This is a genomic window from Streptomyces sp. NPDC048671, from assembly GCF_055587045.1.
This window is the reverse complement of sequence record NZ_JBVJHB010000032.1, coordinates 1-23,380: the sequence shown is the minus strand read 5'-3', so window position 1 is coordinate 23,380 and position 23,380 is coordinate 1. Positions and strand designations below refer to the sequence as shown.

Annotated in this window: 16 protein-coding genes; 5 read left to right on the top strand and 11 right to left on the bottom strand. The window is 71.7% G+C overall.

Annotated features, from left to right (window positions below; genetic code table 11):
- The 4 genes from ACZ6S6_RS37345 to ACZ6S6_RS37330 all read right to left on the bottom strand — a co-directional run.
- Positions 1-1,684: tetratricopeptide repeat protein (locus tag ACZ6S6_RS37345; RefSeq protein WP_469709478.1), on the bottom strand; the 1,684-nt coding region annotated here is incomplete at its 3' end.
- A 2-nt stretch (positions 1,685-1,686) separates the two neighbouring features.
- Complete coding sequence (locus ACZ6S6_RS37340) at positions 1,687-2,091, bottom strand: hypothetical protein (protein WP_469709473.1); 405 nt, start codon at positions 2,089-2,091, stop codon at positions 1,687-1,689.
- Positions 2,092-2,535: 444 nt separating this feature from the next.
- Positions 2,536-2,736 carry a DUF397 domain-containing protein gene (locus ACZ6S6_RS37335; RefSeq protein WP_469709471.1) on the bottom strand — a complete coding sequence of 67 codons (201 nt, stop codon included), beginning with the start codon at positions 2,734-2,736 and terminating at the stop codon, positions 2,536-2,538.
- Positions 2,723-3,610 (bottom strand): helix-turn-helix domain-containing protein, encoded by an 888-nt coding sequence (locus ACZ6S6_RS37330; RefSeq protein ID WP_469709469.1) that lies wholly within the window; start codon positions 3,608-3,610, stop codon positions 2,723-2,725. Before ACZ6S6_RS37330 ends, ACZ6S6_RS37335 begins: the two co-directional genes overlap by 14 nt.
- A gap of 639 nt (positions 3,611-4,249) precedes the next feature.
- On the opposite strand from ACZ6S6_RS37330, the gene ACZ6S6_RS37325 reads away from it, so the two are divergent.
- Positions 4,250-4,684: an ATP-binding protein gene (locus ACZ6S6_RS37325; protein WP_469709468.1), complete on the top strand. Its 435-nt coding sequence runs from the start codon at positions 4,250-4,252 to the stop codon at positions 4,682-4,684.
- Between the two features lie 370 nt (positions 4,685-5,054).
- On the top strand, positions 5,055-6,044 hold the full coding sequence (locus ACZ6S6_RS37320; protein ID WP_469709466.1) for an SAM-dependent methyltransferase: 990 nt from the start codon (positions 5,055-5,057) through the stop codon (positions 6,042-6,044).
- Positions 6,045-6,083: 39 nt separating this feature from the next.
- On the opposite strand, the gene ACZ6S6_RS37315 is transcribed toward ACZ6S6_RS37320, so the two are convergent.
- Together ACZ6S6_RS37315 and ACZ6S6_RS37310 are read right to left on the bottom strand one after the other, a co-directional pair.
- Positions 6,084-9,542, bottom strand: a complete 3,459-nt coding sequence (locus ACZ6S6_RS37315; protein ID WP_469709464.1) for an ATP-dependent helicase — start codon at positions 9,540-9,542, stop codon at positions 6,084-6,086.
- A gap of 263 nt (positions 9,543-9,805) precedes the next feature.
- On the bottom strand, positions 9,806-10,213 hold the full coding sequence (locus ACZ6S6_RS37310) for an MGMT family protein (RefSeq protein ID WP_469709463.1): 408 nt from the start codon (positions 10,211-10,213) through the stop codon (positions 9,806-9,808).
- 222 nt (positions 10,214-10,435) lie between these two features.
- Here ACZ6S6_RS37310 and ACZ6S6_RS37305 point away from each other — a divergent pair, with 222 nt between their 5' ends.
- From ACZ6S6_RS37305 to ACZ6S6_RS37295, 3 genes are all read left to right on the top strand, one after another.
- Positions 10,436-13,165, top strand: coding sequence for a lysylphosphatidylglycerol synthase transmembrane domain-containing protein (locus tag ACZ6S6_RS37305; RefSeq protein WP_362957456.1), 2,730 nt, complete (start codon positions 10,436-10,438; stop codon positions 13,163-13,165).
- A gap of 77 nt (positions 13,166-13,242) precedes the next feature.
- Positions 13,243-14,847 (top strand): alpha/beta hydrolase, encoded by a 1,605-nt coding sequence (locus ACZ6S6_RS37300; protein ID WP_362957459.1) that lies wholly within the window; start codon positions 13,243-13,245, stop codon positions 14,845-14,847.
- Between the two features lie 70 nt (positions 14,848-14,917).
- On the top strand, positions 14,918-16,489 hold the full coding sequence (locus ACZ6S6_RS37295; protein ID WP_362957462.1) for an alpha/beta hydrolase: 1,572 nt from the start codon (positions 14,918-14,920) through the stop codon (positions 16,487-16,489).
- A 74-nt stretch (positions 16,490-16,563) separates the two neighbouring features.
- Here ACZ6S6_RS37295 and moeZ read toward each other — a convergent pair whose 3' ends face one another.
- The 5 genes from moeZ to ACZ6S6_RS37270 all read right to left on the bottom strand — a co-directional run bounded on the left by moeZ (position 16,564) and on the right by ACZ6S6_RS37270 (position 23,122).
- Entirely contained in the window at positions 16,564-17,742 is a 1,179-nt protein-coding gene (moeZ, locus tag ACZ6S6_RS37290) for an adenylyltransferase/sulfurtransferase MoeZ (protein ID WP_362957465.1), read from the bottom strand.
- 85 nt (positions 17,743-17,827) lie between these two features.
- Entirely contained in the window at positions 17,828-18,670 is an 843-nt protein-coding gene (locus ACZ6S6_RS37285; protein WP_362957468.1) for a spherulation-specific family 4 protein, read from the bottom strand.
- Entirely contained in the window at positions 18,658-19,623 is a 966-nt protein-coding gene (locus tag ACZ6S6_RS37280) for an NAD-dependent epimerase/dehydratase family protein (RefSeq protein WP_362957471.1), read from the bottom strand. The genes ACZ6S6_RS37285 and ACZ6S6_RS37280 overlap by 13 nt, the downstream gene beginning before the upstream one ends.
- Positions 19,624-19,758: 135 nt before the next feature.
- Positions 19,759-21,213, bottom strand: coding sequence for a hypothetical protein (locus tag ACZ6S6_RS37275; protein WP_469709476.1), 1,455 nt, complete (start codon positions 21,211-21,213; stop codon positions 19,759-19,761).
- An 82-nt stretch (positions 21,214-21,295) separates the two neighbouring features.
- Positions 21,296-23,122, bottom strand: a complete 1,827-nt coding sequence (locus ACZ6S6_RS37270; RefSeq protein ID WP_469709475.1) for a DUF3492 domain-containing protein — start codon at positions 23,120-23,122, stop codon at positions 21,296-21,298.
- Positions 23,123-23,380: the final 258 nt, after the last annotated feature.

The following is a 23,380-nucleotide window of genomic DNA, read 5'->3' as shown; positions in this document are numbered from 1 at the left end:
TCATCAGGGTATCGGGGTGAGTGTCGCCCAGGACCTGCTCACGCTGGGCGAGGGTGGCCTCATAGAGCGGAATCGCCCGCGCAAGATCCCCCGCATTCCAGTAGGCGCCTGCGAGGTTGTTGCGACTCATCAGGGTATCGGGGTGAGTGTCGCCCAGGACCTGCTCACGCTGGGCGAGGGTGGCCTCGTAGAGCAGGACCGCCCGCGCAAGATCCCCCGCACTCCTGTAGGCGCCTGCGAGGTTGTTGCGACTCATCAGGGTATCGGGGTGGATGTCGCCCAGGACCTGCTCACGCTGGGCGAGGGTGGCCTCATAGAGCGGAATCGCCCGCGCCGTCTGCTGGGCCCGTTGGGCGTTGCCGGCAGCCCGGTCGAAAATCTCGAAGGTGGCTTCGGTGGCACTGGCGGGCGGGAGGTTGGTGGCGAGGGCCGTGATGTGGGGTGTCAGCGCCTCCCACTGTCCTGTAGCAATCGGCGAGAAATCCTCGCCCTGGGATACGGCTGCGTGAAGGAATAGTTCGGCGGCTGTCCTCCCCATGGAGGAGTGCTCAGTGTTTGTTGAGGTGGGTGTGCGCAGTACGACTTGTAAGAGTCGGTGAAGGCTGATGGTCTGGCCGGATGTCGTGATCATGTTGTAGGCGTGCAGGACACCGAGTGCTTCGTCAATCGCGTCATCAGCTTCATGCATCGTGGGCGCGAGAGGAGCCAGGAGTGCGCGGGGGATGTTGTCCGGGGCAAGCCAGGCGGCAGCGTTGAGAAGGGTCACGGCCAGGGGGTCCCGCTCGTGGATAGCCTTGATGGACTGGTTCCAGACGCGAGCCACGGTGCGTTCGGGGTCGATGCCCTCGGAGTGCTTGGACAGCATCCGTGGCAGCGCCCGCCGGTAAGCGCCGATTTCCCTTCCGGTTTGGTGAAGGTAGGCGCCGGCCTGCTCCAGGGCCAGCGGTAGGTATCCAAGTTCCGCGGCAAGGCATTCGGCTTCCCTGTGCTGCTCCGGGGTGGGTGTCTGACCGCTGTAGGCAAGCGAGCACAACAGATCGGCAGAAGCCTCCGGGCCGAGGAGATCCAGCGGCAAGGTGGGGCCGATGGCGTGCCAGCCGGTGGCCTTGCGGCTGGTCGCCAGATGATGCCCGCCAGACAGGGAACCGAGATAGGGGCGCAGTTGGTCGGGGTGTTCGACGTTGTCGAAGATCAACAGCCAATCCGGATGCCACTGTAACCAGGCCACCGCCCACGCCACACGCTCCTCGGCCGTGGCGCTGCGAGCCCAGTGCGGACATAACCGAACGGCCAGCGCAGACAGTCCAATCTCGATCGACTCCGGAGACTCGGCGTTGATCCACCACGTCAGGCTGTAGTCATCCCGGTACCGGATCGCGTAGTGCAGGGCCAAGGTGCTCTTGCCGATACCCCCCAGACCGTGGACCGCGCCCGTCTGCGTCACCGCCACGTCACCCGCACCGGTCAACATGCCGCGCAATAGATCCAGCGCGTCATCGCGGCCGAAGAACACCCCCGAAGCCGAGCCAGGCAGATTAGCCGTACCGGGCGCCGCCTCCACCTCCTTTGCCCACTGCACCGCTTGAGGCGGAAGGACGACGACGCGAGCATCGTTACCCGTCACCGCGACCCCGATCGAGTGGGCGGCAACCGACTGTTCACCCGATGCTTCGAAACCGGGCATCGTCACGGTCGCAGAGTGGCGCCGTCGCCAGTGATCGCGGTGGCGATGTGGTGCGCCGCGATGGACCGCTCACCCGACGCGGTCACGGAAACCGTCAACGTGGCGGGCAACAGTGCCGCCAACTCCGCTAGAAGTTCCCTGTCTTCGCGCAACGCCCGCTTGATCTGCTGGCGCAAGGCCGCCGCAGCATCCGCATCATCCGGCGCTTCAGCCGCGTCACTTACGGCCGCCTCCAACTCGGCACGCTCCTGCCCGGCCCTCCGACGCCAGACCGCGCCCAGAAACCGTCGGCCCACGTTGGCTGTGGCATCGACCGCGGCATCCTCTGCGCGACCCAACACACCGGCACCGTAGGCGGTCAAAGCCGCCGTCAAATACGGACCCGCCTGATCCACCAAGGCAACCATTCCAGCATCCACGCCCGCGCCCCCGCTCTCCCTATGCCCCTGCACGAACCCAGTGTGGCTCACCGTTCTGCCGCCGGAACGTGGAAAGAGAGACGGCAGCCAGACTGCCCCTGCCGAACAGGGCCGAATCTAGCCAGTAGGTTCCGCCGTGTAGCAGGCCGAACTCTGATCTGGGTGGTCCCGCGGGCTCGTCCGGCGAGATGGTCACCAGAGTGCCCACCTGTCTGCTTTTGGCCGGCGGGCACGGTCGGAGCGACGTGCCACTTCTCCGACGAGTCAGAGCAGTCCGGCCGCGGCTACTTCACCCGACTGGATGGGCGCACTCTACGCATGGGGCACCCGAGAGAACTCATGAAATGAGCCCCGCCCGTGACTGGGCGGGGCTCGTCGTGTGTCGCATGGCGGTAAAGCGCTGAGTGCGAGCGCCCGCAGGGGCAGACAGATTCAGCCGGAGCGCGTGCCCTTCATGCCTGTGACGAACACCGTCCAGCTGCGTGCACTGAAGCTGACCACGGGGCCTGGCTGCTTGCTGTCTCGGACCGGTACGACACCGGCGCCGGTGACCGCGATTTCCACGCAGGCTGACTGCTGGTTGCTGTAACTGGACTTGAACCACATCAGTCCGGTCGAATTATTGTTTGTCATAGCTCCCTGCCACTTCGGAGATCAGACGTCGTGAGGTCTGTTCATCGCTTGCGTTGGTACAGATATCGGCGAAGGCGGCGTTGTAGCGCTCCACTTCACCGGGCTTGTCCAGGTACAGGTCTCCGGTGAAGCCGTCCGCGTACACGATGGGCGGCTCGCTCTCGTTCCCGTCACGGTTGGGCGGGAACCGCAAAATGCCGAACGGCCCGGACAGTACCCCCAGGTGAAAGCCTGCCGCGAACGGGATTACGCGCACGCTCACGTTGGGTAGCCGGCCGACGTCGAGTAGGTGGCGCAGCTGCTCCGCCATGGCCGGCGGTCGGCAGACGGGGCGTCGTAGCACGGTCTCGCTGAGCACTACGTTCAAGTTGGCCGGTGCAGTTGGGCGAGTGAGGAGAACCTGCCTCGACATCCGCAGGTTCACGCGGCGCGTCACTTCGCCGTCGTCTTCATCAGGGTTTCCCCGCTGAATGATCGTCTGCGCGTACTCCCTGGTCTGAAGCAGGCCGGGCATCAAGTCCGTCTCGTACCAGTCAACTTCGGACGCCGCTTCCTCCAGCCCGATGAAGAGATGGAAACCTTCCGGTGTGACATCACCGTAAGCGTGCCACCAGCCGCGCGCCTTCGTCTCCTTGGCGAGCCCCATGAGTGCCTGAGTGAGGTCATCGGGCGCCCCGTAGGCGGCGCACATGGCTTGCACGTCGAGAGCGCGCAGTGATGATTGGCCGCTCTCGATCCTCCACATCTTGGCCTCACTCCACTCAAGGGCACGCGCCGCCGCCTTCACCGTCAGACGGGCTTCACTGCGCAAGTTCCTTAGATACCGGCCAAGTTGGCGCCGCGGAACAGTCGAACCAGTGGGTCCATCACTCATGTAATACCCCTTGTGCCGGTCTACAGGCCCTCAGCCTGCGGGCTGCCGCTTCCTCGAAATGAGGGTATCCCATAGCTCATTTCGAAACGAAGGCCAAGTGTTCGAGACTCGAAACTTGAAATCCTCAATGTGAGGGCTTGCAGATTGATGACCTCGGGGTCATTCTGAACTTGGCGCTACGTCAGCTCGCGGCCCGGCTGGGAACCAGCTGACCTCGGGGATCCCTGACTCACAGGTGTCTGACGAAAGACGCCAAGACATGAAAGACCCCCGCGACGGGCTAGGTCCGGGGGCGTGGCCAACGCTTCGAAGGAGCGTCGACATGTTGAATTCTATCGATCGAGCATTACGGCGAGTGCTCGCCCTCCTGATCCCTGGGGTGCCACCCCTCACACCGGCGCCGCACCCTCGCCCATCCGTCCCCGCTGCGACGCGCCCGCGTCGCCTGGTAGTCAGCCATGGCGCGGTGAATGTCAGCCCACAGCCTCGTCCGGCTGCCGGGCCTTTCTCGCAGGCGGCGTTCGACCGTTGGGAGCGGGCCGAGAATCGGTGGCGCAGGGAACGCCGGCGGGCGCTCTGGCTGGCCTTGCACGGCATCGATGTGGGGCCGAGTGTGATTCACGGCGTGGTGGTGCGCTGATGAGCAACGCATCGGGGTCTTTGGTGGTGCGGCGCTGGAGTCGGCACCCACGCTGTGTCGGGCTTGCTCGTGTCGAGTTGCTTGCCGCGCTGGACGGTTGGGGCCTTGCACCGTTGCGGGATTCGGCGGCGCTCGTCCTTTCTGAGCTGCTGACCAACGCTGGGCGGCATGCACGTGTCTCGCCTGGGCGTGAGATCGAGACCCGTTTCCTGGCGGTAGGCGGCGGCCTGCGCATCGAGGTTCATGACGGTTCCGAGACCCCGCCGCAAGAGCGCAAGCCGGACGTGGATACGTGCGACGGGAGGGGGCTCCTGCTCGTCACTGCCCTTGCTGACGCCTGGGGCTTCGGGGACCGGGAGGGCCCCGGCAAAGTCGTCTGGGCTGAGTTCGGACTCAACCACCGTACGGGTAGCGGTGATGGTGATGGTGCATAGGCTCCATGCGTGCGCCATCGTGGTGCGGCGCGGCGATCTGGTGCTGGTTCGGGGGCAGTGGCTCGCCGTGACGGGATCCCGCTTGGACAGGTTTGCGACCGGCGGTGTGGTCGTGGTCCTGAGCTTCGAGACGGGGCGTCCATTGCGGCTCCCCGTCTTCATGCCACTGGCGGTGTCTCGATGAGCGCCGGAGGTGTGAGGACACTCCACAGAGGCTAACCGGCCGCGCCGACAACCCACGAAGCCGTGAGCGGGCGGGCGCCGGCGGGGCATCGGCGGGGCGCCCGTTCTGCCCGATGGCGGGATACAGGCCGCGGGGAACCGTCTAGATTGACGCCTGTCGCATCAACAGCCTTACGAGGACGGTCATATGAGCGCCGACATCCCCGCACCCGCCCCCGCGCCGGGCTCCGCACCCGCCCCTGCACCCGCCCCCGCGCCCGCGCCCGCGCCCGACGCAGGCTCCGGAGCGTCGGACGCCACCGCCGAGCTCCGGAAGCGGATAGACACCACGAAGGCGCACCCGGCCCGGGTCTACGACGTCTTCCTCGGCGGGAAGGACAACTACCCGGCCGACCGGGAGGCCGCGGCGATGGCCCTGGCGGCCAATCCGCGCGGGTATCTCACCGTGCGGCACAACCGGGACTTCATGCGGCGCGCGGTGACCCTCGCCGCCCAGGACGGCATCCGGCAGTTCCTGGATGTGGGCACGGGGCTGCCGACCCAGCAGAACGTCCACCAGATCGTGCAGGCCATCGCCCCCGACGCGCGGGTCGTGTACGTGGACAACGACCCGGTCGTCCTCGTACACGCACAGGCCCTGCTCACCAGCGGTCCGCAGGGCAGCACCGACTACATCGAGGCGGACCTGCGCGACCCCGCCAAGATCCTCGAAGCCGCTCGCCGCACCCTGGACTTCGACCGTCCCGTCGCCCTCGTCCTCGCCGCCGTCCTCCACTTCATCGAGGACGACGCGGCCTACCCCATCGTGCGGCAGCTCATCGACGCGTTGCCGGCGGGCAGCTGTCTCGTGCTGAGCAACGTCAGCTCGGATCTCAACCCCGAGCAGGTCGGCCAGGTGACGAAGGCCTTCAAGGAGCGCGGCTTCGCCATGGTCCGCCGCTCGCGCGCCCAGGTGGAGCGTTTCGTGACCGACAACGGACTGGACATGCTCGAACCCGGCGTCGTCCCGGTGCACCGCTGGCGTCCCGAGCAGGTCACCGATCTGCCGGAGGCCGCCAACCCCGACCAGGAGTTCGTGGCGAGCCTGGACGAGCTGGACCGGACGCGCTACCGGGACATCAACGACGTGACGGACGCGGACGTCAGTGTGTACGGAGTGATGGCCCGCAAACCGTGACGGCCCGGGAACCCCGGGACCGGGGCGGGGCCGGCCGGCTCACTCCAGGACGTGCCGGCCCTCCGGCTGGGCGCTGCACGAGGCCTTGAAGGTGCAGTGGGTGCAGTGCTGGCCGGTCGTCGGGGTGAACCGTTCGTCCAGGACGCGGCCCGCGGCGGTCGCCAGGAGGTCGGAGACCCACTCGGTGTCGGGGGGCTGCTGGGCCTGCACCCTGGGGACGGCGTCGCCGCCCTCCTTCTTCGGGGCGGGCTGGCGCAGCTGTACGAGTTCGGCGCCGCCGGACTCGGGGCGCCGGCCGTCGAAGACCTCGTCGACCGCCCCTTCCCGGACGGCCAGCTGGTACACGGCGAGCTGGGGGTGGCGGGCGACCTCCTCCTTCGTCGGGGACTGCTTGCCGGTCTTGAAGTCGACGACGTAGGCGCGTCCCTCGGCGTCCCGCTCCACCCGGTCCATGGAGCCGCGGATGCGCACCTCGTACTCGCCCGCCTCCAGCGTCACGTCGAAGTCGTGCTCGCTGGCGGCCGGGGTGCGGCCGGTGCGGTCCATGACGTGCCAGCGCAGGAAGCGTTCGAGGGCGACGCGCGCCTGTTCCTTCTCCTGCTGCGACTTCCAGGGGGCGTCGAAGACCAGCCCGTCCCAGACCGAGTCGAGCCGCTCCATGAGGACGGCCAGGTCGGCGGGCGTACGGCCGGAGGCCACCTCGTCGGCCAGTACGTGGACGACGTTGCCGAAGCCCTGGGCGGCGGTCGCCGGGGCGTCGGCCTTCACCTCGCGGCCGAGGAACCACTGGAGCGCGCAGGTGTTGGCGAGCTGGTCGAGCGCGCTGCCGGAGAGGGCGACGGGCTGGTCCCGGTCGCGCAGCGGGACGGCCGAGCGGGTCGGCTCGTACAGGCCCCACCAGCGGTAGGGGTGGGCCGACGGTACGAGCGGCTGCCCCTCGTCGTCGGAGAGGGCGGCGAGCCGGGCGAGGCGGTGGGCGGCCTCCTCGCGCAGGGTGGCGGACGCGTCGGGGTCGACGGTCGTGGCGCGCAGCTCGGCGACGAGGGCGGCGACGGCGAGGGGGCGGCGGGGACGGCCGGTGACGTCGCGGGGTTCGACGCCGAGTTCGGTGAGGAAGCGGGACGGCTGGTCGCCGTCGTCGGCGGGTGCCTTGACGGCGGTGACGACGAGGCGTTCGCGGGCGCGGGTGGCCGCGACGTAGAAGAGCCGGCGCTCCTCGGCGAGAAGGGCGCCGGGGGTGAGGGGTTCGGCGAGACCGTCGCGGCCGATCCGGTCCGCTTCGAGCAGCGAGCCGCGGCGGCGCAGGTCGGGCCAGAGGCCTTCCTGCACCCCGGCGACGACGACCATGCGCCACTCCAGGCCCTTGGAGCGGTGCGCGGTCATCAGCCGTACGGCCTCGGGCCGGGCGGAGCGCCGGGAGAGGGTGTCGGCGGCGATGTCCTGGGCGTCGACCTCCTCCAGGAAGTTGAGCGCGCCGCGACCGCCGGTGCGCTCCTCGGCGCGGGCCGCGGTGTCGAACAGGGCGCAGACCGCGTCGAGGTCGCGGTCGGCGTTGCGGCCGCCCGCGCCACCGCGCAGCGCGGCGCGCTCCAGCCTGCCCGGCCAGGGGGTGCCGGACCACAGCTCCCACAGGGCCTCCTCGGCGGTGCCGCCGCCCTCCAGGAGTTCGCGCGCCTTGCGGAGCAGGGCGCCGAGGCGCTGGGCGCCGCGGGCGTACGCCGGATCGTGCGCGACGAGCCGCTCCGGCTCGGCCAGGGCGCGGGCCAGCAGATCGCCGGAGGGCGCGGGCACCCGGTTCCCGGCGGCGCGTTCCTCGTCGCGCAGGGCCCGGCCCAGGCGGCGCAGATCGGCGGCGTCCATGGAGCCGAGGGGGGAGGCGAGGAGGGTCAGCGCGGTCTCGGTGCCGAGCCAGGCCTGCGGGCCGGCGGGCTCGTCGGCGGCGGGCACCTCGTCGGCGGGAACCTCGGCCGGGGCTTCGTCGACGGGAACCTCGGCCAGGGCATCGTCCGCAGCTTCGTCGTCCGGCGCGCCTTCCCGATCCGCGAGGCCGGCATCGGTACTCGCGGCGCCCCGGTTCAGTGCCGCCGTCGCCACCGTGCGCAGGGCGGTCAGGAGCGGGGCCACCGCGGGTTCGTGGCGCAGGGGCAGGTCGTCGCCGTCGACCTCCAGCGGAACGCCCGCCGAGGTCAGGGCCCGGCGCACCGCGGGGATCGTGCGGCCGCCGGCCCGGACCAGCACCGCCATCTCGTGCCACGGCACCCCGTCCTCCAGATGCGCCCGGCGCAGCAGGTCCGCGATGTTGTCGAGCTCGGTGGAGGCGGTCGGGTAGGTGTACGTCTCGACGGTGCCGCCCTCGCTGACCGCGCCGAGCTCCCGGTGGGCGCGGACCTTCGCCGAGGGCAGCCGGGTCAGCGGCATCCGCCGGGTGAGCAGCCGGGTGGCCTCCAGCAGCCGGTCGCCGGAGCGGCGCGAGGTGGTGAGGACGCCCACCGGGGCCGGAGCGCCGTCCGCCCGCCGGAACACCTCGGGGAAGTCGAGGATGCCGTTCACGTCGGCGCCCCGGAAGGCGTAGATCGACTGGTCCGGGTCACCGAACGCGATCAGGTTCCGGCCACCGCCGCCGCCCGGGGCGCTCCCCCGGTTCCCGGCGAGCGCGTGCAGCAGCCGCACCTGCGCCGGGTCGGTGTCCTGGTACTCGTCGACGAACACCAGGTCGTACTGGCCGGCCAGCAGCGCCGACACCTCGGGGCGCTCCGCGAGCAGCACCGCGCGGTGGACCAGCTCCGCGTAGTCCAGCACCCCCTGGGCGTCCAGCACGTCGAGGTACTCCGCGAGGAATTCGGCGGCGGCGCTCCAGTCGGGCCGGCCAGTGCGCCGGGCGAAGTCCGCGAGGGCGTTCGGGCCGAGCCCCAGCTCACGGCTGCGGGCGAGCACCGCGCGTACCTCGTCGGCGAAGCCGCGCGTGGTCAGGCAGGCCCGCAGCTCGTCGGGCCAGCGGATGTGGGCGTGGCCCCGCTTCTCCAGATCGAGCTGGCCGGCCAGCAGATCGCGGACCGTGACGTCCTGCTCCGGCCCGGAGAGCAGGCGCAGCGGGTCGGCGAAGAGATCGGCGTCCTGGTGGGCGCGGACCAGTGCGTAACAGAAGGAGTGGAACGTGGTGGCCTGCGGGCCCCGGACGGCGCCGAGCCGGGCGGCCATCCGGTCGCGGAGTTCGACGGCGGCCTTGCGGCTGAAGGTGAGGACCAGGATGCGGGCCGGGTCGGTGCCCCGCGCGACGTGCGACGCGACGGACTCGACGAGCGTGGTGGTCTTGCCCGTGCCCGGTCCGGCGAGGACCAGCAGTGGCCCGCCGGAGTGGTCAACCACCGCGCGCTGCGCCGCGTCCAGGAGAGGGGGATCCACGGAGCCCGGCAGGGTACGCACCAGCCGGTACGCGCCCGTGGTCCCCCGCCGTGCCTGACGGTGCGGACTGTGCCGGGTGGTGGAGGAGGAGCTCACGTGGGTCGCCGGTCCTGGTGGGTGTGCTGATGGTGAGGGCGCGGCACCTGCCGCGAACTGACGACGCTACTCCGGCGACGGGCCCGATCGCGGCGGTACGGCTGCGGGGATCGTCACGTTCCGCCCGGACGGGGAACGCCCGGGGGACAGAACGGACGGCGAACGCGGTGGGGGCAGCGGGCCCCGCACGGTCCGCGCGTCACGCTTCCTGTACGCCGTACGGGCCCGGCTCCGCCCGATGGGCCGCCGAATGGCCGAAGCTGTCAGGTGTGAGCACCCCCGACGCCGTCCGCTCCCGGACCGCCCGCCCCGCCGCCCGCGGCTCCGGCGGCGACGCCGTCCCACCGTGCGCGTCTCATGTCCAGGCGCGGAACGTGGGAGTCCGCATTACCCGGGGCCTCGCGCAGCGGGGTGTTCTCCTCGCGGTAGTGATTCAGCGCACGCAGCTCGTGGCCGGGCAGCAGCGCGCCGTCGGCGCGCACCACACGCCACCACGGCACCGCTCCCCCGTACAGCGCCATGACCCGGCCGACCTGACGCGGGCCGCCGTCCCCCAGCCACTCCGCGATGTCGCCGTACGTCATGACGCGGCCGGGCGGGATCAGCTCGGCGACATCGAGCACGCGCTCCGCGTACTCCGGCAACGCGTCGCCCGTCGGGTTTTCGCTCATCCGGCCCATCCTGCCCTACGCCACCGACAGCGCGGCCGATTCCGTGTCCGGCCGGACACGGAGCGTGCGCACGGGCGGAAAGGGGCGTATCTTGCGCTTCGCAGCGCCCCTGCATCGCACCCTGATGCCCTCCTCCGTCCGCAGGCCGTGCCACCATCGTGCGGGCGGTGACCGGTGATACGAGAACACGAAGACCAATCAGAGGCGACGAAGGAGCAGGGCGTGCAGCCACCGAAGGCGGCCGACGCCTCTGATGCCGAGCCGCACCCGGAAGGCCCCCGGCCGGACACGGACACCGGTCCGGAGATCCCTTCCGGGAACCTGGCCGGCTCGACGCTCTCCACCGCCGAAGGGGAACTGTCCGAACGCGTCTCGGGGGACGAACCCCTGCTCCCCGCCCGGGTGCACCGTCCCTCCGATCTGCTGCGGCTCCTCATCGGGGTCCTTGCGATCGTCGTGCTGTTCTCCGTCGCCGCGTTCGCCCACGGCACCACCACCGGTCTCGAAGCGGACATCAACAAGGGCACCGGCCAGGCGCCCGACGTGCTCATCAAGATCGCCGGTCTGGTCTCCAGCATCGCCGTACTGCTCGTCCCGGTCGCCTTCGCCATCGAGCGGCTGATCAAACGGGACGGGCTGCGCATCGCGGACGGTGTGCTGGCCGCCGTGCTGGCACACGGGGTGACGCTCGCGGCGGACCTGTGGGTCGCCAAGACCGCCTCCGGAACCATTCAGGACGCCCTGACCCAGCCCGCGCCCGGTGACGCGCTCACCGATCCCGTGCACGGCTATCTCGCCCCCGTGATCGCCTATATGACGGCGGTCGGGATGGCGAGACGGCCGCGCTGGCGGGTCGTGCTGTGGGTGGTGCTGCTGCTCGACGCGTTCGCCATGCTGGTCGGCGGCTACACGACACCGCTCTCGATCATCCTCACGGTACTGATCGGCTGGACGGTGGCGTACGGCACGCTGTACGCGGTCGGCTCGCCGAACGTCCGGCCGACCGGCCAGCACCTGATGGCCGGTCTGCGCCACGTCGGCTTCCGCCCCGTCACCGCGATGCGGGCCGACGACGACCCCGACTCCGGCGACCAGAACGACCGCGGACGCCGCTATCTGGTCTCCCTGGAGGACGGCCCACCGCTCGATGTGACGGTCGTGGACCGGGAACAGCAGGCCCAGGGCTTCTTCTACCGGGTGTGGCGCAGGCTCACCCTGCGCGGGATCACCCAGCGGCGCTCCATCCAGTCGCTGCGCCAGGCACTGGAGCAGGAGGCGCTGCTCGCGTACGCGGCCATCGCCGCCGGGGCCAACGCCCCCAAGCTGATCGCCACCTCCGAGCTGGGCCCCGACGCCGTGATGCTGGTGTACGAGCACATCGGCGGGCGCTCGCTGGACGCCCTGGAGGACGCCGACATCACCGACGACCTGGTGCGCGGCGCCTGGCACCAGGTGCGGGCGCTCCAGTCGCGCCGGATCGCACATCGCAGGCTCACCGGCGACGCCCTGCTGGTGGACCGCTCCGGCAAGGTGTTCGTCACGGATCTGCGGGGCGGCGAGATCGCGGCCGGCGACCTGGTCCTGCGGATGGACGTCGCCCAGCTGCTCACCACGACCGGCCTGCGGGTGGGCGCCGAACGGGCGGTGGCCGCCGCGCTCGCGGTGGTCGGTCCGGACACCGTCGCGGACTCGCTGCCGCTGCTCCAGCCCATCGCGCTCAGCCGCTCCACCCGGGCGCAGCTGCGCAGACTCGCCCGCGAGCGGTCGCAGCGGGAGCGCGAGGCGGTGCTCGACGCTTCGGACGCGGCCAAGCGGGCCCGTACGCATGGCGCGGAGCTCGCCAAGGACTCGGACCGCAAGGCCGTCCGCAAATCGGTGCGTACCGAGAAGCAGGCCGAGAAACGGGCTCTCGACGACGCGCTGGACGGGGCCCGCGAGGAGGATCTGCTCTCCCAGATCCGCCAGGAGGTGCTGCTGATCCGGCCGCAGGCCCCGGTCGAACCGGTCCGCCTGGAGCGCATCAAACCGCGCACCCTGCTCAGCTTCATCGCGGGCGCCATCGCCGCGTACTTCCTGATCTCGCAGTTCACCCAGGCCGACTTCGGTGCGGTGGTCGAGCAGGCGGAGTGGGGCTGGGTAGCGGCCGCGGTCGGCTTCTCGGCCCTCAGTTACGTCGCGGCCGCGATGAGCCTGCTGGGCTTCGTGCCCGAACGGGTGCCGTTCGGCAAGACGGTGCTGGCGCAGATCGCGGGATCGTTCGTGAAGATCGTGGCGCCGGCCGCGGTGGGCGGTGTCGCCCTGAACACGCGGTTCCTGCAACGCTCCGGCGTACGTCCGGGGCTCGCGGTCGCGAGTGTCGGCGCCTCGCAGCTGTTCGGTCTCGGCTGCCACATCCTGCTGCTGGGCGCCTTCGGCTATCTGACCGGCACCGAGAAGACCCCGTCCTCGCTCACCCCGTCCAGGACCGTGATCGCGGGGCTGCTGACGGTCGCCGTGCTGGTGCTGGTGGTGACGGCGATCCCGTTCCTGCGGAAGTTCGTGGTGACCCGGGTGCGGTCGCTGTTCGCCGGAGTCGTACCGCGCATGCTCGACGTCGTGCAGCGCCCGCAGAAGCTGCTCACCGGCATCGGCGGGATGCTGCTGCTGACCGGCCTGTTCGTGATGTGTCTGGACGCCTCGGTCCGGGCGTTCAGCGGTCCGGACACGCCGCACCTCAGTTACGCGAGCATCGCGGTGGTCTTCCTCGCCGGCAACGCGCTGGGCTCGGCGGCGCCGACCCCGGGCGGTATGGGCGCGGTCGAGACGGCGCTGACGCTGGGTCTGATCGCGGTCGGCCTGCCGAAGGAGGTCGCGGCCCCGGCGGTGCTGCTGTTCCGTCTGATGACGCTGTGGCTGCCGGTCCTTCCCGGCTGGATCTGCTTCAACCACCTGACGCGCAAGGGCGAGCTCTAGGCCGGGGGCCGGTCGGGGGCCACCCGCTTGGACCGGCGCCCCGTGCACCCTCCCGGCCCCCGCCGCACGATGGAGCGATGAGGACCTCCCCTGCCCTGCGCGCCGCGGCCCTCGCCGCCACCGTGACCGTGCTGCTTCCGCTCACCGGCTGTTCGGACGGCGGTGGCAAGGACGTACCGGACCGGTCGGAGGGTTCGCCGCACGCGGCGAACGCCGCCGCGAGCTCCGGTCCGTCCGCCCTCGCCGCCCAGAAGCTGACGTGGAAGCGCTGCCCCGCCCCGTCCCGGGCGGAGGGCGGCGGCGCCGCACCGACCCCGCTGCCCGGCGGGGCCGTCTGGGAGTGCTCCGTCATGAAGGTTCCGCTCGACCACGCCAAGCCCGCCGGGGACACGATCGAGCTGGCGCTCGTCCGCGCGAAGGCCATGGACCGGAAGAACCGGATCGGTTCGCTCATCTTCAACTTCGGCGGCCCCGGCGCCTCCGGCGTCGCCACCCTGCCCGCCTTCGGCACCGCGTACGACAAGCTGCGCACCCGCTACGACCTGGTGAGCTTCGACCCGCGCGGGGTCGGCCGCAGCGACGGGGTGACGTGCGAGAACGACAAGCAGCTGGACGCCCGGTACCAGGCCGACGGGACGCCGGACGACGCCTCCGAGGAGAAGGCGTTCACCGATGACACGAACAGGTACGCGGCGGCCTGCGAGAAGCACTCGGGCAAGGAGCTTCCCTTCGTCGGGACGACGAACGCCGCCCGCGACATGGACCTGATGCGTCAGGTGCTCGGCGATGACAGGCTGCACTACTTCGGCATCTCGTACGGCACCGAACTGGGCGGCGTCTACGCGCACCTGTTCCCGACGAAGGTCGGCAGGTCGGTGCTGGACGCGGTGGTGGACCCGACCGAGGACGCCGAGCAGTCCTCCCTGGGCCAGGCCAAGGGGTTCCAGCTCGCGCTGGACAACTTCGCCAAGGACTGCGCGGACCGGGGCGACGCCTGCAAGCTGCCGGGTTCCACCGGCGACGAGGTCGAGCAAGGGGTGTCCGATCTCCTCGGCCGCCTGGAGAAGAAGCCCGTGTCGGGGCTCGGTCCACGCAAGCTGACGCAGACGCAGGCCACCACCGGCATCGCCTCGGCCCTGTACTCCAAGGAGACCTGGCCGCTGCTGGAACAGGGCCTGGACGAGGCGGACGGCGGCAACGGCGGACTGCTGCTGGCCCTCGCCGACTCCCTCAACGGCCGCTCGGACACCGGCCACTACGACAATTCCGCCGCGGCCAACACGGCCATCAGCTGCGCCGACTCCAAGGAACGGTTCACCCTGGAACAGACCAAGGCCAGGCTCCCCGAGTTCCGCGACGCCTCACCGGTCTTCGGCGACTACCTGGGCTGGGGCCTGATGGCCTGCACCGGCTGGCCGGTGCAGGGCACCTGGGAGCACCCCGATGTCAGCGCCCCCGGCTCGGCCCCCCAGCTGGTCATCGGCAACACCGGCGACCCGGCGACCCCGTACAAGGGCGCGCGGGCGATGGCCGAAGAGCTGGGCAAGGGCGTCGGCGTGGAGATGACGTACAAGGGCGAGGGGCACGGCGCGTACAACAGCGGCAACGCCTGTGTGCAGAAGGCGGTGGGCGGCTATCTGCTGGACGGCAAGGTGCCGGCCGCCAAAACGGTGTGCGGGTAGGGCCGTCCCGACCCCGTCCTACCATGGGCGGACTGCCGACCGGGCAGGCACAACGGGGAGGGACACACACGTGGTCTCATACGCACGGGCCGGGGCGCTGACCGCCGCCGCGCTGCTGCTGACGGGGGTGCTCGCGGGCTGCGAGGACGGTACGGACGACAAGGCGGACGGCGCCGCGGCCGCCTCACCGTCCGCCGCGGCCTCGTCCACCGCGAGCGGGAAGCCGGCGCGGCTCCCGGCGCTGCCCGGCTCGCTCACCTCGCAGAACCCGGACTGGAACAGCTGCGAGGCCCCCGAGGGCGGGACCTCTCCCGGTTCGGACTGGCGGTGTGCGACGGTCCGCGTCCCGCTGGACTACACCGAGCCGGACGGTGCCACGATCGGGATCGCGCTGATCCGCAAGGAGGCCCGGGACACGCGCCGCCGGCTGGGCTCGATGCTGTTCAACTTCGGCGGCCCCGGCGGTTCGGGGGTCTCCATCCTGCCGCGCGCCGCCGGTTCGTACGAGAAGCTCAACACCCGCTACGACCTGGTGGGCTTCGATCCGCGCGGGGTGGCCGGGAGCGCCGGGGTGCGGTGCCGCTCCGACCAGGAGCAGGAGGACGCCGGCCGGAAGGTCGACATGACTCCGGACACGGCGGCGGAGGAAGCGGCGTTCATGAAGGACGGCGCGGACTTCGGCGCCGGCTGCGAGCGCCGCTCGGGCAAGGTCCTGCCGTTCGTCGGCACGGCCAACGCCGCCCGCGACCTGGACCTGATCCGCGAGGTGCTCGGCGACCGGAAACTGACCTACTTCGGCATGTCGTACGGCACCGAGCTGGGCGGCACCTACGCGCACCTCTTCCCGTCGCACGTCGGGCGCACCGTCCTGGACGCCGTCGTCGACCCCACGGCGGACACCGTCGGGCACGCCCGCAACCAGGCGACCGGCTTCCAGCGGGCGCTGGACAACTACCTCAAGGACCGCGGCCAGGACCCGGAGGCGGGCACCCGGCGCATCGCCCGGCTGCTGGCACGGATCGACAAGAAGCCGCTGCCGACCGGTACGTCCCGCGAGCTCAACGAGTCACTGGCCATCACGGGCATCGTGATGCCGCTCTACTCCAAGGACAACTGGCCGATCCTGACCAAGGCACTGGACGAGGCGGAGGGCGGCCGGGGCAGCATGCTGCTGCAGCTGGCCGACTCGTACAACGGCCGTGACGGGAAGGGGCACTACGACACCGAGAGCCACTCTCAGCGGGCCATCTCCTGCGCGGACAGCAAGGCCCGGCCGACGGCGGCCGAGGCGAAGGCGCTGCTGCCCGAGTTCGAGAAGCTGTCCCCGGTCTTCGGCCCGTTCCTGGCCTGGGACACCGCGGGCTGGTGCTCCGACTGGCCGGTGAAGGGTGAGCACGACACCCCGGAGGCGAGCGCGCCGGGCGCCGGTCCGATCCTGGTCGTGGGGACGACGGGCGACCCCGCGACACCGTACGAGGGTGCGCGGAAGATGGCGGACGAGCTGGGCAAGGGCGTCGGCATCCTGCTCACCAACAAGGGCGAGGGGCACGGCGCCTACGGCGGGAACACCTGCGTGACGTCGACGGTGGACACGTACTTCCTGGACGGGAAGGTCCCGGCGGACGGCAAGACCTGCTCGTAGGGCGGCACGACGGATATGCCGGAGGGACCGGCCCGCACGACGCGGACCGGCCCCTCCGGAACAAAAGACAGCCTCTAGTACACCGGCTTCTCGGGCTCGATCTGGTTGACCCAGCCGATCACGCCGCCGCCGACGTGCACCGCGTCGGTGAAGCCCGCCGACTTGAGGACCGCGAGGACCTCGGCGCTGCGCACACCGGTCTTGCAGTGCAGCACGATGCGCTTGTCCTGCGGGAGGTCCTGGAGGGCGTTGCCCATCAGGAACTCGTTCTTCGGGATCAGCTTCGCGCCGGGGATCGAGACGATCTCGTACTCGTTCGGCTCACGGACGTCGATGATCTCGATCTTCTCGTCCGCGTCGATCCACTCCTTGAGCTGCTTGGGAGTGATCGTGGAGCCGAGCGCCGCCTCCTGGGCCTCCTCGGACACGACGCCGCAGAAGGCCTCGTAGTCGATGAGCTCGGTGACGGTCGGGTTCTCGCCGCAGATCGCGCAGTCGGGGTCCTTGCGGACCTTGACCTGGCGGTACTGCATCTCCAGGGCGTCGTAGATCATCAGCCGGCCGACGAGCGGGTCGCCGATGCCGGCGAGCAGCTTGATGGCCTCGGTGACCTGGATGGAGCCGACGGACGCGCAGAGCACGCCGAGGACGCCGCCCTCGGCGCACGACGGAACCATGCCGGGGGGCGGCGGCTCCGGGTAGAGGCAGCGGTAGCAGGGGCCGTGCTCGGACCAGAAGACGGACGCCTGGCCGTCGAACCGGTAGATGGAGCCCCAGACGTACGGCTTGTTCAGCAGCACCGCGGCGTCGTTGACCAGATAGCGGGTGGCGAAGTTGTCCGTGCCGTCCACGATCAGGTCGTACTGGGCGAAGATGTCCATCACGTTCTCGGCTTCGAGCCGTTCCTCGTGAAGGACCACGTTCACCAGCGGGTTGATGCCGAGCACCGAGTCCTTGGCCGACTCGGCCTTGGACCGGCCGATGTCGGCCTGGCTGTGGATGATCTGGCGCTGCAGGTTCGACTCGTCGACCTCGTCGAACTCCACGATGCCGAGCGTTCCGACACCGGCGGCGGCCATGTACATCAGAGCCGGCGAGCCGAGACCGCCGGCGCCCACACAGAGCACCTTCGCGTTCTTCAGCCGCTTCTGCCCGTCCATCCCGACATCCGGGATGATCAGGTGGCGGGAGTACCTGCGGACCTCGTCGACGGTGAGCTCAGCAGCTGGCTCGACCAGGGGTGGCAGCGACACAGGAACCTCAACAATGCAGGTGGTCGGTTTCTACGTACTTCGGCTACGTACGGTTGTTCTTGCCGTAACACTGCCACGCCCCCTCTCATTCCGAGATACCAGGTCCGATCCGCGAGACGATTTCGTCCCAGTACCTGGGCAGCATCGCGAATGGATCGGTTTGTCCGTACCTGCTCACCGGATCCGCCTCTCCGGTGCGGTCCGTGAAGAAGATCGTCCCGGCGCCCTGCCAGCGCGCGATGCGCATCGCCTCCTCCAGATGGCTGCGCGGGACGCCGTGCACGAAGTGCGCGAACCGGCCGGGCGGGTAGGCGGCGGTCCACTCCGCCACCTGCGACCAGCGGTAGTCCGTCCACGGGCCGCGGAAGGTGACGAGCTGGTCGGCGGCCTCGGCGTAGCCGGGATACGGGTGGGTGTCGTGCCCCAGCACCAGGTGTCCGCCGTGCCGCGCGCTGTCGCTGTCCGCCAGGAACGCGGCGAGCGTGCTGGTGAGGCGGCGGACCGCCGGGAGGCCGGGGCGCCCGGCCGGGCACCGGTCGAGGTAGAAGCCGTCGACCCGGTACCAGTCCAGGTACGAGCGGGCGTCGGTGATCAGCTCGTCGAAGGGCCGGTCACCGCGGGCCAGATCGAGCCGGCCGAGCAGCCGGCCGGCCGAGGCCCGTACGGAGTCCAGCGCCTGTTCGCCGTGCACGGCCCGTTCGCGGGCGTTGCGGAGCCGGCCCGCGGCCTCCAGGCAGTGGGGGTCGGGGCGGGTGCCGGGGCCGTTGTCGATATTGAGGACGGCCCAGTGCAGCGGGGTACCGGGGCGGGCGAGCTCGGCCCATTCGGCGGGCGCGAGCAGCGGGTGCGCACAGCCGGGGACGCCGAAGCCGAGCTGTTCGGCGCCGCTGGCCCTGCGGACCGTGCCGGTACTGGTCAGATACGGCACGCCGCCTCCATCCAGATGTCGGCGAGGGACTCCTCAAGATTGATCCGGGGCCGCCAGCCGAGCCGGTCCCTGGCCGTGCGGACATCCGCCTGCTGCCAGGCGCCGCAGCCGTCCGGGTAGGGCGACGGGGTGGCCGAGAGGTGTTCCATGACCGATTCGGTGGAGGTGCGGGGGGCGCCGATGGGCAGCCGCGCGGGGGGCGTGTCCAGCTCGTGGAGCGCGCCGGCGTATCCGGCGACCTTGGCGAGCACGGCGGCCGCGTCACGCAGCCGCACGGCCCGGCCGGTGCCGATGTTGACGACCCCCTGGGCGGCGGAGAGCGAGGCGGCGTGCACGGCGCGCGCGACGTCGCGCACATCGACGAAGTCGCGCTGCACGCCGAGGCCGCTGAGCTTCAGCTCACCGTCGCCGGACTGCATGGCGCGGCGCATCGCCTCGGCGAGCCGGCCGAGCGGCGAACCGGCCGGGGTGCCGGGGCCGACCGGCGAGAAGACCCGCAGCACGACCGCGTCGAGGCCGGAGCCGAGGACGAGTTCGGTGGCGGCGAGCTTGCTGACGCCGTACGGGCCGCCGGGGCGGGGGATGGCGTCCTCCGCGGTGGACGAGCCGGGCTGCGAGGGGCCGTACTCCGAGGAGCAGCCGACCTGGACGAGCCGGGCGGTGCAGCCGCTGCGCCGCATCGCCTCGCAGACGGTGGCGACGGCGACGGTGTTGTGGCGGGTCAGGTCGCGCGCCCCGCCGCGGGTGGCGCCGGCGCAGTTGACGACGACTCCGGGGTGGACGGCGTCCAGGAAGCGGGTGAGGGCTCCCGGGCTGCCGCTGGCGAGGTCGAACCGTACGTCGGCGTCGTCGCCGCGGCCGAGCGCCGTGAGGTGTACGGCGGGGTCGGCGAGCAGCCGGTCGGCGACGAACCGGCCGAGGAATCCGTTGGCTCCGAGCAGCAGCACCCTCATCGCGCGCCCCCTGGGTGCCGACGGCGGGCTGCCGGTGCGAGGTATTGGGGGGTCATGTCCGGTGTCTCCTTGAGGCAGTTGCGTACGGTTCGGAAGAGACCCGCGGCGTCGGCTCCGCGGGGGCTGTGGGGTGTGTCAGGCGGCGGTGTGGGCGGATGCTCGGGAGAGAGCGACGGTGGCGGTGGTCAGCAGGCCGAGCGCGGCCGCGCCGCAGGCCAGGGCGGATACGGCTCCGGTGCCCGCCGCCGCCACGAGGGCGTCGACGGGCCGGGCGGCGGTGTGGAGGCCGGGCAGCCGCCCGGCCAGGACCAGGGCGGGGGCCGCCGCCTCGACGGCGCAGGCGGCGGCGAGTCCGGTGGCGGCCGGTTCGGGGAAGCCGTGGACGGTGAGGAGCCGGGCCAGCAGGAGCAGTACCCCGAGGCCGGCGGCCCCGACCGGGACGCCGCCCCCGAGACCGAGGCCGGCCAGGCAGAGCAGCCCAGTGACGGCACAGAGGAAGAACGCGACGGCGCCGAACAGCAGGGGGCGCACGCCTGCCGCGAACTCCTCCAGTGCGCGGCTGCCGTTGAGTTTGCGGTGTGCGTGCAGGGAGAAGAGGTGTACGCACCAGGCCGCCGGCGCGACCGCCACGGCGAGCCCGAGCAGTGGCGCCGGGGTGATCGCCCAGGGGCCTTCCGGGCCGCCGCTGAGGACTTGGTGGAGCAGGGCGTCGCCGTACAGGGCGTAGCCGAGCAGCCAGCAGCCGTACAGGGCGGCGGCGCCGGCGGGGCGGCCGCCGGTGGAGAGCGGGCCGGTACGCAGGGCGAGGGCGAGACCGATGAGCGCGAGGAGCGTGCCGCCGCCGCCGATGGCGAGCCGCGCCTCGCCGCCGAGCACTCCGTCGGTGAGCCGCAGCGATACGAGGGTCGCCAGGCAGGCGGCGCCCGGCAGCAGGGCCCGGAGCGACCATGCGGCGCGCGTCTGGATATCACGCGCCGGAGCGAAGAGCGCTCCGACGGGCTCCCCCGCGATACCCGGTACCCGTGCGAAGAGTTCCTCGGCGAGCGAGAACACGTCGCGGTGCCGGTAGCGGGCCGCGGTGCGGTCGGTGACGCCGCGGGCTTCGAGCCCGGCGGCGATCTCCAGCGGATCGACGGCACGCTCGCAGAGTTCGCGGTGCCGGTGCATGAGCGACTTCACGGGATCGGCGGGACCGCGCTGTCCGGTGCTGAGTTTGCGCGCCGGAGCGGCGTGCGCGATCTCGGGTGCGCGGGAGAGTTCGGGTGAGCGGGAGGGCTCGGGTGCGGGGGAAGGCTCTGATGCGCGGGAGGGCTCGGGCGCGAGGGACGCGCGTGTGGAGGGGTGCGTTCCGCGCTCCGGGGCGCCTTGTGGTGCCGGCTCCGCGCGGGCGCTCTCCGCCGCGACGGCCACCGACCCGGCCACGGTCGCACCGTCCACCGACACGTCCGCCGGCGTGTCCTGCGGGGCGGCCGGCCCCCAGGCCGGTTCGGAGAGGTCGACGGCCCGCGAATCGGAGACCAGCGCCCGCGAGCGCGGGTCCCAGCCACTGCCGGTCGCCGGTGTGCCGGGCACCTCGGTCGGGCGGCCCATCGTCGTTCCTCCGTTCTCTTCGGCGGGGGCGCCGGGCGGCCCGGACCGGTCGGTACGGCGGCCGGTCCCGGCCGCTTCCTGGTCACGCATCGCCGTCCCCCGCTCCGCGCGCCCCCGCGCAGACTCCGCGCCCGGCCCAGCTGGGTGTGCGCTCGGCCGGTTCGGGGACGAGGAGCTCGTCGGGCTCCGGCCACAGGCCGAGGACGTGGGCCTCCGGAGGGGTGGCGAAGGGGCGCGGCCCGCCGTCCGCGTTCACCGGCGCCGCGTGCCGGCGCACCGGCGCCCGAGCGGTCAGCTCCAGGTAAATGCCGCGAAATGCCGCGAGGTTCTGTTCGACCGTGAAGAGTTCGAGCGCGCGGGCGCGGGCCGCCGCGCCCAGGCGCGCACGGCGCTCCGGGTCGCGCAGCAGCGCCAGACAGGCGTCCGCGAGCGCCCGGGGATTGCGCGGCGGCACCACGAGCCCCGTCCCGCCGATGACCTCGACGACCGCGCCGACGTCCGTCGAGACCGTGGCCCGGCCGCAGAACATCGCCTCGACCAGGCTGATCGGGAAGCCCTCGACCACGCTGGAGAGCACCACGATCCCGCCGGCCGCGTACGCCTGGGCGAGGTCGGGGACCTCGGCCCCGCCGATGTCCTCGAAGGAGACCGGGTTGTCGCCGACGGCGTGCGCGTCGGCGGCCTCGTCCGGGAAGAGCTGGGCCGCGAGTGCCCGGCAGTGCGCGAGGTAGCCGGCGCCCTCCGGTCCCTGGGCCGCCGCGCCGATGATCCGCAGCCGGGCGCCCGGCTCGGCCCCGCGCACCTCCGCGAAGGCGTGCAGCAGGGCGACCAGGTCCTTGGCGGGCTCGATCCGGCCGACCCACACCAGGGTGTCCGGGCCGCCGTCGCCCTCGTTCTCGCCCAGCGCCGCGAACCGGCCGGACTCCATGCCGGGGTAGACCGTGCGCACCTTGGCGGGTTCCGCGCCGCAGCGCTCCTGCCAGCGGCGGGCGTGCGTATTGCCGGGGGTGATGAGCGCGGCCTGGCGGTACACCTCGGCGGCGAGCCGGCCGTGGAAGTTCGCGAGCAGGGCGCGCACCGGCGCACTGCGCGGGGTTCCGGCCGCCGCGAGGTAGTGCGACCGCAGTTGCACGGAGTGCTCGGTGACCAGCAGCGGCACGCCGAAGAAGCGTTTGGCCAGTAGACCGGGGAGGGCGGCGGCGCCTCCCGAGGTGGCGTGGCAGAGGTCCACGGCACCGAGGCTCTCCTCGTCGTACCAGTCGAGGGAGAGCGGGCGCAGTACCCGGTCGAGCTCGGCGGCGAAGGCGAGGAGGTCGGGGACGGTGGCGGCCTGGACGGTGCGGCCGGCGCCGGGCGCACGGCAGGCCGCCTCCAGGATCCGTACCGCGGTCTCGGAGCGGAGCGCCGCGGGAAGTCCGCCGTGTTCGCAGGCCAGTTCGGCGAGACCGTAGAGGCCCTCGGTGAACCGCGTGTCCTCGGCGGCGGCGGCACGTCCCCCGTCGCCGCCGTTGCCGAGACCTGCGGTTCCTCCGGCGTCGCCCCGCTCACCACCGGTCGCGCCAGCGGTGCGGACCGCGGTCGCGAGCGCCGTGAAGTGGGTGGTGAAGCGCCGTCGTTCGCGCCGTCCGTAGGAGCGCGCGCCCCCGCCGGACAGCAGGCGGGACAGCAGCCCCCTGGAGGCGTGCAGGCCCAGGGTGTCCTCGTCGGCGGTCCACAGCGGCGCCGTCCGTACCCGGCTCACCTGAAGCGGGAGCTGGACCCAGCCGCGCGCCTCCTGTTCGGCGGTGCGGCTGAGCGCGAAGAGATCGAACTCGTGTTGCGCGAGCCCGCGCACCAGACGGTCGCACCAGAGTCTGGACTCACCGGTCGCATACGGATAACCACCGTCGGTGAGGAGTCCGATCCGCACGAGCACACCCCCGATCTCCCTTGTGGGCGGCCACCGTTGGATCGGCGACTCGCAGCGGGACGACCGTAAGCGGATACGCCGGTGGTGGGGGGGGGGGGGGGGGGGGGGGGGCCGCCCGGGGGGGGGGGGGGGGGGGGGGGGGGGGGGGGCCCCGGGGGGGGGGGGGGGGGGGGGGCGGGGCTGTAGGGGGGTGGCGGTGTCGGTGGTCATGGTTGTCTCACGCTCCCAGGCGTCGCATCTCGGTGCGGAAGGTTTCCT